The organism is Nostoc sp., assembly GCF_036916735.1.
Lineage (GTDB): Bacteria > Cyanobacteriota > Cyanobacteriia > Cyanobacteriales > Nostocaceae > Nostoc.
Window position 1 is genome coordinate 26760 of sequence record NZ_JBALFV010000028.1, and the last position, 14120, is coordinate 40879.

11 protein-coding genes are annotated in these 14120 nt (G+C 44.0%); 8 read left to right on the forward strand and 3 right to left on the reverse strand.

Annotated elements, in window-relative coordinates; all coding sequences use genetic code 11:
* Positions 1-667: 667 nt before the first annotated feature.
* Positions 668-2548, reverse strand: coding sequence for an ABC transporter ATP-binding protein (locus V7L20_RS07035; RefSeq protein ID WP_334743380.1), 1881 nt, complete (start codon positions 2546-2548; stop codon positions 668-670).
* 579 nt (positions 2549-3127) lie between these two features.
* Between V7L20_RS07035 and V7L20_RS07040 the strand changes: the two genes are divergently transcribed.
* The 8 genes from V7L20_RS07040 (at position 3128) to V7L20_RS07075 (ending at position 12345) form a co-directional block, all read left to right on the forward strand.
* Positions 3128-4150, forward strand: coding sequence for a tetratricopeptide repeat protein (locus V7L20_RS07040; protein WP_334743381.1), 1023 nt, complete (start codon positions 3128-3130; stop codon positions 4148-4150).
* Between the two features lie 439 nt (positions 4151-4589).
* Positions 4590-4808, forward strand: coding sequence for a hypothetical protein (locus V7L20_RS07045; RefSeq protein WP_334743382.1), 219 nt, complete (start codon positions 4590-4592; stop codon positions 4806-4808).
* Positions 4809-5048: 240 nt separating this feature from the next.
* Positions 5049-6218: a pyridoxal phosphate-dependent aminotransferase gene (locus V7L20_RS07050; protein ID WP_334743383.1), complete on the forward strand. Its 1170-nt coding sequence runs from the start codon at positions 5049-5051 to the stop codon at positions 6216-6218.
* 93 nt (positions 6219-6311) lie between these two features.
* Complete coding sequence (locus V7L20_RS07055) at positions 6312-6749, forward strand: secondary thiamine-phosphate synthase enzyme YjbQ (RefSeq protein ID WP_334743384.1); 438 nt, start codon at positions 6312-6314, stop codon at positions 6747-6749.
* 162 nt (positions 6750-6911) lie between these two features.
* Entirely contained in the window at positions 6912-7985 is a 1074-nt protein-coding gene (locus V7L20_RS07060; protein WP_334743385.1) for an aromatic ring-hydroxylating dioxygenase subunit alpha, read from the forward strand.
* 549 nt (positions 7986-8534) lie between these two features.
* Positions 8535-9245 (forward strand): 2Fe-2S iron-sulfur cluster-binding protein, encoded by a 711-nt coding sequence (locus V7L20_RS07065; RefSeq protein WP_334743386.1) that lies wholly within the window; start codon positions 8535-8537, stop codon positions 9243-9245.
* Complete coding sequence (locus tag V7L20_RS07070; protein WP_334743387.1) at positions 9242-10237, forward strand: FAD binding domain-containing protein; 996 nt, start codon at positions 9242-9244, stop codon at positions 10235-10237. Before V7L20_RS07065 ends, V7L20_RS07070 begins: the two co-directional genes overlap by 4 nt.
* Positions 10234-12345, forward strand: coding sequence for a xanthine dehydrogenase family protein molybdopterin-binding subunit (locus V7L20_RS07075; protein ID WP_334743388.1), 2112 nt, complete (start codon positions 10234-10236; stop codon positions 12343-12345). The genes V7L20_RS07070 and V7L20_RS07075 overlap by 4 nt, the downstream gene beginning before the upstream one ends.
* A 35-nt stretch (positions 12346-12380) precedes the next feature.
* Here V7L20_RS07075 and V7L20_RS07080 read toward each other — a convergent pair whose 3' ends face one another.
* Positions 12381-13058, reverse strand: coding sequence for an SDR family oxidoreductase (locus tag V7L20_RS07080; protein ID WP_334743389.1), 678 nt, complete (start codon positions 13056-13058; stop codon positions 12381-12383).
* A gap of 11 nt (positions 13059-13069) precedes the next feature.
* Entirely contained in the window at positions 13070-14050 is a 981-nt protein-coding gene (locus tag V7L20_RS07085; RefSeq protein ID WP_334743390.1) for an alpha/beta hydrolase family protein, read from the reverse strand.
* Positions 14051-14120 lie beyond the last annotated feature (70 nt).

Sequence of the window (14120 nt, forward strand, 5' to 3'; positions counted from 1 at the left end):
CTTCAGCTTTTTTATTAGGGTCTGTGATCAATTAAGCCTGGAATCATAATCATATCTGGTTGAAGACTTGTTGTTAAGGCTGAGGTGAGCAAGCAAAGATACAGAGAGATTTTAATAAGAAGTGATTAACCAGACTTGATGTCAACCCTCTTTTATCATTAGTGACTATTTAAGATTATCAACTATTTGTCAATAAGCAATTATGCTGGAAATCTTATCAAGAATTGGAGTTGGGAACACAATTTTTAAGCTTGTGTTTAAGCTACACATCTTTATTACTATTTCACCTGTTGGTGTAGATTCGTCACAGATATTTAGTTATTTATTCTTCAGATAATTATACGCCGCATCGCAACCCACTTCATATTATGTCCGCTTAATCACTCACTTACAATATGACAAGTAAAATGCCATCAATGCTTCATAGTTTCACTGTTTTTTCACTAGTTGACGCGGTGTGCAACTTTCTCTCAAACCCAACCTCTAATCCCTTCCCTACAAGGAAAGGAGAGCAAGCTTAAAGCCTCTCTTTACTTCGGGGAGAGGAATGGAAGTAGAGTTTGAACAATAAGTTGCACATCGCGTTAGTTGAGGCAATAAGCTGACTGTCTGCACTAAAACTGAAGTTATTTTTGTAGTAAATGCTAGTTTTTGACTTACATATTGTCTAAGTTCCTAACATCTGTAAATTATGCAAAGTGGCATAAAGGCCTCCTTCTTGCAGTAATTGCTCGTGGCTTCCCTGTTCGATTAATTCGCCACGCTTGAGAACAAAAATTCGGTCTACATTCCGAATCGTAGACAGGCGGTGAGCGATAATAATAGCGGTACGTCTGAGCAAAAGCTGGTTTAATGCTTCTTGAACTAAAGCTTCTGTACCAACATCTAAACTAGCGGTAGCTTCATCTAGTACCAAAATTTGGGGATTGCGAATGGCAGCCCGCGCAAAAGCTAATAGTTGCTTTTGACCACTAGAAATATTTGTGCCCCGTTCTCGTAGTTGAGTATCATAGCCTTGGGGTAGTTCTTCTATAAACTGGGCAATGTTGGTTTGCTCTGCTGCTTGTCGAATTTGTTCAATGGTATAGCCATCCCCTAAAGAAATGTTGCTTTTAATATCGCCAGCAAACAAAAAGCCTTCTTGGAAAATTACTGCCATGTAACGTCGCAGTTCTGCCTGTGGTACATCCCGAATATCTACGCCATCTATGAGAATGCGTCCTAGTGTGGGTTCGTAGAGGCGGCATAAAAGACGGATAATCGAAGTTTTACCCGCACCTGTAGGGCCGACTAACGCCACTTTTTCACCCGGATGAATGGTGAAATCTAAGTCTTTAATCACGTAATCATCATTTTTGTAAGCAAACCAGACGTGATCAAAACGAATTTCTCCTAGTTCAGGTAAGGAAGTAAGGTCTGGGGATTCTAGATTGGCAACTATCTCGTCTATATAGCCAAATTTCGCATCAAATATTGAGAACCGGACATTGGCGCGATCGCGGATTTCTATCGGTTCATCTAATATATCGCCTACTCGTTCTATTGCAGTAAAACCTGCTTGAATGACAGTAAATTTTTCCGCAAAATCCCTTAAAGGGTTAAATAATTGCTGGGCATACAAGATAAATGCAGATAAAGTCCCAAAAGCTAAACTTTTTCCTAATAGTAACGAACCACCCATGCACAAAACAGCTGCGATCGCAATCAGACCAATCCATTCCAAGGTTGCTGAAATAAATGAATCATAAAATATGGTTTGATCCATTTGCTGAGTGTAGCGGCTATTTGTAGCGCGAAACAATTCAGCATTAAATTTTTCCCTGCGGAACAACTGCACTACGTTAATGCCAACCACATTTTCTTGTAACTGTGAGTTCAATATAGAAAGTTCTTCCCGCCCTTTGTAATTGGCTTTGCGGTACTGTTGCTGAATGTAAACAATTAACCAGCTAATTGGTAACAACATCAATAGCAGCAAGCAAGTGAGTTGCCATTCAATAGAAAACATAAAACCCAAAGTCATCAGCATGGAAAACAAATTAGACACAATGCCAATTGCCCCAGTAGAAAAGACATCGCCTAACACTTCCACATCGCTGGTGATTCTGGTGATTAATTTACCTATGGGTGTGCGGTCAAAAAAGCGCACTGCTAATGATGTCACATGCTGGAATAAGTCTTGGCGAATTGCTGCGGTGATTTTTTGCCCTAGCTTCTGTACTAAATAACCCTGATAGGCTGTTAAAATCAGTCGGCTTGCGATCGCAAATAACAATAATCCCTCCAAGATATTTAGCCCTTCAGACAAGGGGCGATTCCTGAGAAATTCGTAAGTGCTTGATTCATTGCGAATTAGGGAGATAACTTGGCCAATCAACAGTGGTTGTACGGCATTAGCTAGGGCAAGCGGTACAAGTAAGCCCATTGATAGCACCAACAGCCGTCCGTTACGACGGGCATAAGGCACTAAACGCAAAAACAACCGCCAGTCATTCTCAGGGCGATGGTCTTGCTTATAAGATTTTTTGAGAGATTGGTAGATGCTCATAGTAAGAGCATTATATTTAATGTTTGGAAAAAAACACGCATGTTTAAAGTAGCGTTTGTCTTCCTACTCTGATACCATGCCTGAGATATAAACCGCAAGACTAGTACAGGTCGGCAGAAGTTACGCATTCAAAAAGAGCCAGTGTATTTATTGAGCAGCTCTGCCGACTTATTCGCGCAGTGTCTTAAAGAGAAGCAACTGGCTCTCAAAAGTCAATACACACAACGGCAGCCGGATGATTCCCTTTACATTTTGCAATCTTAAAAATATTAGATTCCACAGCTTACACAATCATCGGCGAACCAACTGCTAAATATAAAAACCACTGCTGCAAACTCAATAAAGCTATAGAGAATACATGTTTTAGGTCTTTAGGAGGGGCGTATAACTGTGCATTTCTCTAAATTATTTGTATTAATTACTTCAAAGATATGCCTGTAAGTATGAAACAATACCATAATTTTTTATTTAAATATTATATCTAAAGATAGATGATTAAGGTTAAAATTTGGGAAATCTAAGAGAGGTTCATTCCTAAAAGATGTCCTGCCATTTATTGCAGAATGCAACTGAGGCCAGATGACGCAACCTTTAAATCAAGTCAAAGAATGGGAACAACGTCGTGACGAAGCAAGCCGCTACTACCAACAGGGAGAATTTCAAGAGTCTCTCGAGCTTGCAACCAAGAATTTACACTTGGCTAGATCAATTCCAGACCGAGCCAGAGAAGGTCATACATTAAATGACCTTGGTTTAGCTCACCTCAGTTGCTGGCAACCTCAAAAAGCATTAGAGCGTTTTCATCAGGCACTTTCAGTTGCTGTTGAAATTGGCAACGCACCAGCACAAGCAACTGCACTTAGCAATCTAGGTTCTACCTACAGCCGTCTTGGACGCTTTTGGCAGGCGTTGGAATATTTTGACCAAGCACTACCAATATTTAGGCGATCGCAAGATACTCAAAATGAAGTTTCTACTCTGAATGATGTAGCTCTAATTTATACCCAGTTAGGAGAACCGAAACGGGCATTGCTGTTACAACACCAAATTTTGAGGATGCGCCGATTGTTAGGTGACTTTTCTGGTGAGGCAACAACCCTAAATGGTATTGGGTTTGCTTACTACGTCTTAGGCAAGTTTGAGGAAGCTCTAGAATTTTTTCAAGCAGCGCTTCCAATTCAACGAGCTGTGAAGAATTTGGTTGGGGAAGCAACCACTTTAAATAATATTGCTTCTATCTATAGTAATTTAGGAAAACCCAAACAAGCCCTACTGCTCTACTCTCAAGTTCTTTTGACACGTCGAGCAATTGGCGATCGCTCTGGTGAAGCAACAACGCTTCACAACATTGGTTATACCTATAGCACTCTGTCAGAGCATCGGCAAGCAATGAAGTTCTATAAGCAAGGCATTGCGATTTATCAACAACTCGGCGATGGACTAGGAGAAATTTCAACGTTGCTGAATATGGGAAGCCTTTACGCCACAACGAAACGCAAAAAAATGGCGCGATCGTGCTACCAAAACGCCCAAGAGTTAGCAGAACAAATCGAACATCAGCCACTCCTGGAAAAAGTACAGCAGTTTATAGATTCTCTGTAGTTTGATGCAACAGGCTCAGATTCCCTACTTCTTCTTAAAGAAGTGGGAATTTTATTGTTCGAGTTGAAGCCCAAAAAGTTTGTAACTTCGTTACAGCCCAACACGCTTGGGTTAGGGCTAAAATTCTTTGCCAAAGTCAACAGTTTGGCTTCTCTACGAGAAGCCGAAGGGTCAATTTTTTTAACATAGACGCTGCATCGGTGAGGGAGTCGCAGTCTTGGCGGTTCCCGTCGATTGCGATAGCGAAGCGTTAGCGAGTCTTCGAGCGTCACCCCCGAACCCAAAGGGTTTGCCGCAGGCTACCGCCAAGGACGCAAAGATAAGAAGGAAAGAAATGCTTAACTTAACTGTATTGCGTTACAGCCAACCATATATTGCTCAACAGGTTACGATCAATCAAGAAGTCATAATTTTTTACGGCACCGCCAGGAGTCTCTAAATGTTCATTAATGAATTGTCACCTATATTCAGAGAATTTATTCAGCATCCAGTCTCATTTGTCGGTGGGCTATTCTCTGGTGTGCTTCGGCTCAATCTTGCAGAAGATCCTGTAAAAAGCTGGCTAGATCAACAGAGCCGCTCTAATAGCTACACTAGCACCACAACAGATGCACATAATGGCAAAGCAAGTGGGCCTCAACAGATTTCCATTGATTGACATACTCCTACTACAATGTCTAAACTAGTTTTGCAGGTTTGTAGTAAGCATTAAAGTGCTTAGAAAATAAGGATTAAAGTCCTCACTACGAACTTTTAACTTTTGACTTCCCCAAAGTGACATACTCCCACATTGTTGCAAGCATACAGTGTGGGAGAAGTTTATTTCCACCAAGCTCTACTAGTCGGTTGTCCCTTATTAAGGGATACTAAAGCTAGGTAAGTAGATAGGTAAGGAAATATGGAATCCCTAACCTCTCGTATGCAGGCGGTACAGTCGCCAATTATTCCTATGGTTGGGGAACTGATTAAAAACTCTCCTGGAACAATCTCTCTAGGACAGGGTGTTGTTTATTACAGTCCACCAGCAGAAGCGATAGAACTTTTACCCAAATTCTTAGCCGAATCCACTAATAATTTATACAAATCAGTTGAAGGAATTCCCCCCTTGCTGACAGCACTTGTAGAAAAATTGCAAACCTTCAACGGCATTGAAATCAATAGGGAAAACTGCATCGTCGTCACAGCCGGGAGCAATATGGGATTTATGAATGCCATTCTTGCAATAACTAACCCAGGCGATGAAATTATTCTAAATACGCCCTACTATTTCAATCACGAAATGGCGATCGCAATGGCTGGTTGTCGTGCAGTATTAGTAGCGACAGATGAAAATTACCAACTGCGCCCAGATGCGATCGCTCAAGCAATTACCCCTAAAACACGGGCTGTGGTGACAATTTCACCAAATAATCCGACAGGAGTTGTCTATTCAGAAGCCGCATTGCAGCAAGTAAATCAAATTTGTGCCACTCGCGGCATTTACCATATCAGTGATGAAGCCTATGAATACTTTACCTATAACGGGGTAAAACACATTTCACCTGGTGCATTTGAGAGTAGTAGCAAGTACACCATTTCTCTCTATAGCCTTTCCAAAGCATACGGGTTTGCCAGTTGGCGCATTGGCTACATGGTGATTCCCAAACACTTACTTGTCGCTGTTAAAAAAGTCCAAGATACAATTTTGATTTGTCCGCCAGTTATTTCTCAATATGCAGCTTTAGGGGCATTGCAGGTAAAAGATGAGTATTTGAAGAGTAATATAGGAGCTATTGCTCAAGTACGCCAACTAGTATTAGACTCCCTTAACCGTCTACAAAGCTTATGTAACATTATTCCTGCCAATGGCGCTTTTTATTTTCTCCTCAAAGTTCATACCCAGATGGATGCTTTTGAGTTAGTCAAAAGACTGATTCAACAACATAAAGTAGCAGTTATTCCAGGTACAACCTTTGGCATGGATGACGGATGCTACCTACGCGTTGCTTATGGGGCGCTGCAAAAAGAGACGGTAAAAGAAGGTATAGAGAGATTAGTGCAAGGTTTAGAAACTATAGTAAAGAGTTGAGAGTCATCCAATTCCTGCCTCCTGCCTCCTTTAAAAAGGCGTTAAGCTGTGTTAGCGTACCTCGTCTGTAATCCCAAATATAAAATTCAACAGATGTCAATTATTAATAAGTTAATTGAAATTGAAACTGAGCCAAAAATTAATATTCATAATATTACCCCACAAATTCAAGATTTTATTGCCTCAACATCAATTAAAAATGGACAAGCTTTAGTATTTTCTCGACATACGACAACAGCATTAGCTATCAACGAAAATGAAGTCAGATTATTAGAAGATATAAAAGTGTTCTTGCAAAAATTAGCACCTGAGTCAGATAGCTATTTGCATAATGATTTGCATTTAAGAGATGTTCCAGAAGATGAACCAATTAATGCTCATTCTCATTTGATGGCAATGATGCTGACCACGAGTGAGATAATTCCCATCGTCGATGGTAAATTAGCTCTGGGAACCTGGCAATCTGTGTTGTTTTTTGAGTTGGATGGCCCGCGAAAAAGAACGATATTTGTCCAAATTTCTGGTGAATAATGCAACTTCACACCCGCAGTTATCCCAAAACAACCTAAATCTGAGAAAATTACGAACACGAACAATAAATGTATCAGTTGAATTTATCTACAGTAATTTAAAACCTAAAAGAATGTTTTCTAACATCACCTTCCTTGTGTCAAAGGCAGACACCATTAAGTTATGAAAAATAACGATAATTTTGTATTACGTAATACTTGGTATTATGCTTTGCCCAGCAATCAAATCAAGCCGGGTACGATGATCAGCCGCATTTTCTTAGGAGAACCGGTGCTGTTAGTTCGTAGCGAGGATGGCAAAGTGTCTGCAATGACGGACATTTGTCCCCATCGTGGTGTGCCTTTGAGTTGTGGGAGATTCAATGGAGAGGAAGTTGAATGCTGTTATCACGGTTGGCGCTTTAACTCGGCTGGGCGCTGTACTGCGATACCTTCTCTTGTAGAGGAGCAGCAAATGGATTTGAGTCGCTTTGATGTGCAGTCATATAGTGTTCGCGAAGCCCAAGGGAATATCTGGATATATATGCCCGATCGCGATAACCCTCAACCGGCTTCTGAGATGGAAATTCCGGTAATTCCAGGGTTTGATGAGCGATCCCTACGGGGGGCTGCGCCAACGCACCAGTTTGTAGAGGTGGTAAAATTCCCTTGTTTTATAGATCATGCGGTAGTAGGTCTGATGGACCCGGCTCATTCACCTTATGTTCATCGCGCTTGGTGGTGGCGAAATGAGCAATTGCATGAGGAAGTAAAGCAATTCGAGCCTTCACCCTACGGCTTTACGATCCCACGACACCGAGTACCAGCGAATGCGGGTCGATTATACTGGTTGATTGGCGGTGGTGTCCCGGAAACAGAGATTTCTTTTCGTTTACCCGGAGTCAGAATAGAAGAAACCACTATTAATAATAATCGAGTCGTTAATTTAACGGCAGTTACACCGATTTCAGATACAGAAACAGAGGTAACTTTTGCTCTTTACTGGACACTCCCTTGGCTAGGATTTTTTAAGCCACTGATGCATGTGCTGACGCGGACTTTCCTTGGTCAAGACCGAACGGTAGTGGAAAAGCAACAGATTGGTTTGAAATATAATCCTGTGCTGCGGCTGATTAAAGACTCAGATATGCAGGCACTATGGTATTACCAGTTAAAGCGGGAGTATGCTCGTTCTGTGGCTGAAAGACGAGAATTTGTGAATCCTGTCAAGGGTCAAATACTCCGGTGGCGTGCTTAAAATTGAGATTTACAGCGTTGCTCCCTTTGCAGGATGATTTAGTAACTAAGGCTTATCTCTCCCTTTACCTCTCCTGCTTGCCCAAATAACAGCAGTTTTTATGTATTTGAACCACATCTGTTGTAGGGGCGCAAAGCCTTGCGCCCCTACCGCGTGGTCTATTTACCTGAAAATAGCTGTAATCCTACTGTTCTGCAACGCCAGATTTACTTCTCTTGCCATGTCGTAAACATCGCCTAAAAACCAAAACTGAGAATTTAGCCTCAAATAGACATTTGAACCCAGTACAAAATATTTTGTTTTGTTAAGGAATACTCAGTGAACTATCACTTTATTCAATAGAGGTGGAACAAACAGCAAGCCCTATGCTAAATCCACGGCTAAGAAGATGATGCAGCTATTTGGGAAAGCGTACTTTGTCTGATTTTTTCCTTATTTCCCCATACTCTTACCTGCACTCAACCTTAAATTATGTACACAATACTAAATAGCTATGCATATCCCTAAGTTCTCAGAATTACCGGATTATTCAATTTAGAAGTATGAATTATGGAAGACAAAACAAGGGCAGAAATAACATCCCAACCCGGTTTTTTGGGACAAGTACTGACTGCTGGAACGGCTATAGCCGCTCCCTCATCACTCAGTCAGGCAACTATAGCAAAGGAGGCTAGCCAAAGTAGCCCAGGTGAGATAAACGTGAAACTTACTGTTAACGGTGAGCAGCAAACCCTTGACCTTGAGCCGCGTGTCACACTCTTAGATGCCCTGCGCGATCGCTTGGGGCTAGTGGGCAGCAAAAAGGGATGCGATCACGGGCAGTGTGGGGCTTGTACTGTTCTAATCGATGGTGAGCGAGTTTATTCCTGCCTAACTCTGGCAGTGATGCAGGAAGACAAGGCGATCGTCACTATTGAAGGGCTGGCCAAGGGCGATACTCTCCATCCAGTGCAAGCAGCATTCATTGACAACGATGGTTTCCAGTGCGGCTATTGTACCCCAGGACAGATTTGTGCTTCTGTTGCCTTACTTGATGAAATCAAACGCGGCTGTGCCAGCGTTGTCACCCCAGATTTGACTCGTCCCCCACAGTTAACTGAACTCTCTGAAGCTGAAATCAAAGAGCGACTGAGTGGTAATCTCTGTCGATGTAGCGCTTACAACGGCATTGTGGCAGCAGTCCAGCAGGTAACGGGACAAAAACCGCCTTCTCCGGCCGCAGATGTGATGGTCAATGAACCCCAGGAGATGCTCAGATGAACAACTTCACTTACACCCGTGCTACCTCTGTCAAAGATGCAGTTCAACGGGCAACAAATGACCAAAATGCAATATTGATTGCGGGTGGTACGAATTTGGTTGACCGTCTAAAAGTCTTTCTGGATGAGCCATCGCAACTAATCGATATCTCTCGATTAGAGATGAAGCGCATTGAACGGACAAGTGAGGGTGGTCTGAGCCTTGGAGCGCTGGTAACTAACACAGCAGTGGCAGACCATCCTGATGTTCGCCGCGATTATCCAATATTGTCGCGGGCGATTCTTTCTGGTGCGTCTCAGCAAATCCGCAATATGGCAACCGTAGGGGGCAACCTACTGCAACGCACTCGCTGTCCTTACTACTACGATACAGCTTTCCCTTGCAACAAACGGCAACCGGGAAGCGGCTGTCCGGCAGCAACGGGGATCAATCGGATGCACGCCATCCTGGGGGCTAGTGACCAATGCGTGGCAGTTCAACCCTCAGATATGTGTGTTTCTCTTGCGGCTCTGGATGCTGTTGTTGTTGTGGAAGGCCCCAAAGGTAAGCGGGAGATACCATTGACAGACTTTCACCGACTACCAGGGAACACACCCCAGCGAGATACCAATTTAGAGCCAGGTGAGTTGATTAGCTCTGTGGTTCTGCCCCCAGTGCCGTTTGCCAAATCAGGGGTTTACTTAAAGTTACGCGATCGCACTTCCTATGCCTTTGCATTAGTCTCTGTGGCAGCTGCGGTTGATTTAGCGGGTGGGCAGATTCAGAATGTGCGCTTGGCAATGGGTGGCGTAGCCCATAAACCTTGGCGCTCAAAGGAAGCAGAAAAGTTTTTGCTCGGCAAGAGAGCCAATACTGCAACGTTTCAACAGGCGGCAGAAATTGCACTTCAAGAAGCTAAACCATTAACTTATAACAGTTTCAAAGTTGACTTGGCAAAGCGGGCAATTCGTCGCGCACTCGCGGTATCAGCCAAAGGAGGAGGCGTAGTATGAACAAAGTAATTGGGACTGCCGTCAACCGCAAGGATGGACGGGCAAAGGTTACGGGCACGGCAACCTACGCCGCAGAACATGAAATTCCAGGTCTGGTTCACGGTTATCTTGTCACCGCCAGCATTGCCAATGGGCAAATTAAAAGCATCGACACCAGGGCGGCAAAAAAGGCAGTAGGTGTGATAGATGTTTTCACGCATAAAAACTCGCCGAAAGTGTTTACGCCAACCAACGACTTTATGACCTCGAAAATCTACGAGGCTCGTCTACCATTGTCGGATGACAAAATTCACTATGCCGGGCAAATTATCGGTTTGGTAGTAGCAGACACCTTCGAGCGAGCGCGTGATGCAGCGCATTTGGTCAAAGTCGAATACACAAGCCAAAAGCCAGTTGTGGAAGCTGCAAAAGCCACCTTCAAGGAAGCACCACCGCAGATGGGTGAGGAGCTAAAGTTTGAAAAGGGAAATTTTGCGGCAGGGGTGGCGAGTGCAACAACAAAACTTACAGCTACCTACAAGACAGCCATCGAACTGCACGCGGCGATGGAACCCCATGCCATCATTGCTCACTGGCAAGATGCATCACTCACTGTTTACGAACCGTCTCAAGCGGTGTCGGCAACTCAGCGCACCTATGCAGAACTCTTTAAACTTCCGACTGAACAGGTTCATGTCGTCACACCTTTTTTGGGTGGAGCTTTCGGCTCTAAAGCTTTTCCCTGGCCCCACGGTATTCTCTGTGCTGCGGCTGCCCGTGAACTTCAGCGTCCTCTGAGAGTCGTCCTCAGCCGACGGCAAATGACAGCGAACGCCGGACACCGCTCCGAAACCGAGCAAACTATGCGTTTGGGAGCAACTGCTGATGGTAGTTTAACTGCGATCGCCCATGAGGTTAAATCCTGTACCTCACCAGTGGATGTGTTTACAGAACCCTGTACCTCAGTCACACCAGTTATGTACACAGCGCCGAATTTGCAACTGAAGCAGGAACTAGCGGTGCTGAACATGGGTACACCAACATTCATGCGCGCGCCAGGAGAGAATCCTGGGATGTGGGCGATGGAGTCAGCGATGGACGAACTGGCCTGGATGCTAAAGATTGACCCGGTAGAACTACGCCTAAAAAACCAAACTAAAGAACACCAGCGCCAAGGTCAGCCATTCTCAGCCAAACATTTTGCTGACTGTTTGCTCTTGGGTGCAGAGCAATTTGGCTGGAAAGACAGACCAAAACAGCCGCGTTCTTTGACACGCGATGGTAAACTCCTTGGTTGGGGGATGGCGGCAGCAACCTACCCTGGCAGGCGGGGAAAAGCATCAGTCAAGGTACGGCTGCTACCAGATGGTACTGCCCATGTTCTCACCGCCGGCAATGACATGGGCACTGGCGCATATACCGTTGTTGCAGCCACAGCAGCAGACGCATTGAGGCTACCCATCGAACAGATACACGTAGAGTTGGGCGACTCCTTGCTACCAGATGGAGGCATGGCGGCTGGTTCCATGATGACAGCATCTCTGGTTCCGGCGGTCATGTCAGCTTGTGAGCAAGTTCTGAAAACTGCTAATGCTAAGACCGCACAGGATGCGTTTGCAACTCTGAGTCAGTCCAGCCAGGCAGCAATTGAGGCCACAGCATCCTCTGCTCCTGGCGATGAAACCAAGGAATGGGCGTTCCAATCTTGGGGCGCACATTTTTGCGAAGTCAGCGTGGATGAAGAAATCGGACGTTTGCGGGTGACGCGCTGGGTGTCAGTGATGGATATCGGGCGAGTGATCAACTCTAAGACAGCAGCCAGTCAAGTCCGTGGTGGCGTAATCATGGGTATTGGGCAAGCCTTAATGGAGGATTGCCAAGTTGATCCAAACATTGGCTACCCCGTGGTTTATGACCTTGCTACCTATCACTTCCCAGCCCATGCAGATATTCCTCGCATTCAGGTGGCCTTCGTCGGCGAACCTGACTTCAACTTCAACCCAGCAGGTGTACGAGGTATAGGTGAAATTGGGATTACAGGTGTTTCAGCTGCGATCGCCAATGCAGTTTACCATGCCACAGGTAAGCGCATCCGTGATTTACCGATTACACCTGACAAGTTGATCTAAAAGGCATTGGGCATTGAGAAGAAGCTCTAGAGGCATTAATCCAAACTAAATTCTGCAAATTCTCTTTGCCCAAACAACATATTTCGGTCTACGGCTGACAAAATTTTATTATTCGCACGTTGGCTATTTAAACTGCGACCAATCAACTGGGCGACATCTGCACGATTGATGCTACCAATAATGTGCGGATCTTCAGTCAAAACGCCATTACCCGTTGCTGGTTCTGACTTTAGTCCACCAGGACGGATGATTGTATAAGTGAGTCCACTGGCAATTAAGTGTTGTTCAGCCTTGTCTTTCTCAGCTAAAACTTTTCCCAGTACCTCTAAAACTTGGGGTGAGGCAGCAACAACACTATTGCCAGCACCAATGGAAGATATAAGAATAAACTTTTGTACTCCAGCTTTAACTGCTGCATCAATCAGATTTCTATTACCAGGGTAATCGGGTCTTTCTACATCTGATGGTAAACCGCCAATTGTACTGATAACGGTGTGAATAGGTTCATCTGTTATCATTGCGCGTTCTACATCAGCAATATTCAAGGCATCTCCTTGAACTACCTCAATACCGATTCTTTCTAGTTCAGTAGCAATTGCTGTTGTTCTCAGGAGTGCTTTGACCTTTAGCTTTTGCGCTGTCAGATATTGAGCAATCTCTCGACCAACACCGCGACTTGCACCAGCTAGAAAAATATAAGATGCACTTGTCATAACAAACTTAACTATTTACGCTCAAAGGATTTTATCAAAGGATTGGCAGTATTTAATAATTGCTTAAGCGACTGCGATGCTTCTGGTTGATGGCGAACATGAGTGTCAATAAACAGACCAATAATTTCACTCATCAGCAAACGCAAGTTTTCTTGGGATTGAGTAGCTTCTAAGTCGAGAGAGGGTCCAACCGTAGTGGAGTCTGGCCGATCAATTATTGAAAAGTGATTTGCTCCTTCTAAAATTACTAGATAGGTGTCATTTCGTCCCCCAGTAATTGCTTCTTGAAATGTACGTATAACTGGGGTAGTAGCATCCCCAGGACTTAAACCATAGAGTTCGGTACTGTTAACTATGAATTCATCACGGGTTCCTCCCATTAGTAGCATTGGTAGAGAATCTGGTAAAGCCAAGATAGTTCCTGGTTCATACCCGATTCTTAAAAGTCCTCTGTTAGTTGCGCCATAAGCAAAAGATGCCGCAACTCCAGGGAAAAACCGAGGGTCAGCATTTTGGATAGATACCATACCACCCGCAGAGTGTCCACCGAGAATGATTCGTTGTAAATCCAGCATTCCTGCTAAAACTCCCTGATTTTGTAACTGTTCGAGTTTAGCTATGAGTGCTGGCAAAGCCGAAGCTGTGGGAGCAGTACGATAAATTGTGGGTTTCATCTTTTCCAAATCAATCCCAGGTATGAGGCTAATTACGCCTGGTAGACTTTCGGTAATCCAATTAAACAGAACCACTACCAATCCACGTTCAGCGAGTTTAACCGCTAGCCATTGGTATTGTTGAGCATCACAGTTAAAGCCGTTGAATAAAATTACTACTGGAAAAGGTGCGTTTTCTGGATTAGCTGGCTCAATTCGGGTACTTTTTTCTAGCTGATCCGGTATCTGTGCTGGATAGAGAATTTTCAGGTGAATGGTATCGTAAGGTGACTGGACACCCTCGACTTTGGCAGCTTCAAAAAAAGCACGAACTGTCATTTATACCTTCTCTTACTATGACTTAAAGAAAATCTTCCTCTCAGTGTACAACTGCTCCTTGCAAGCAAAA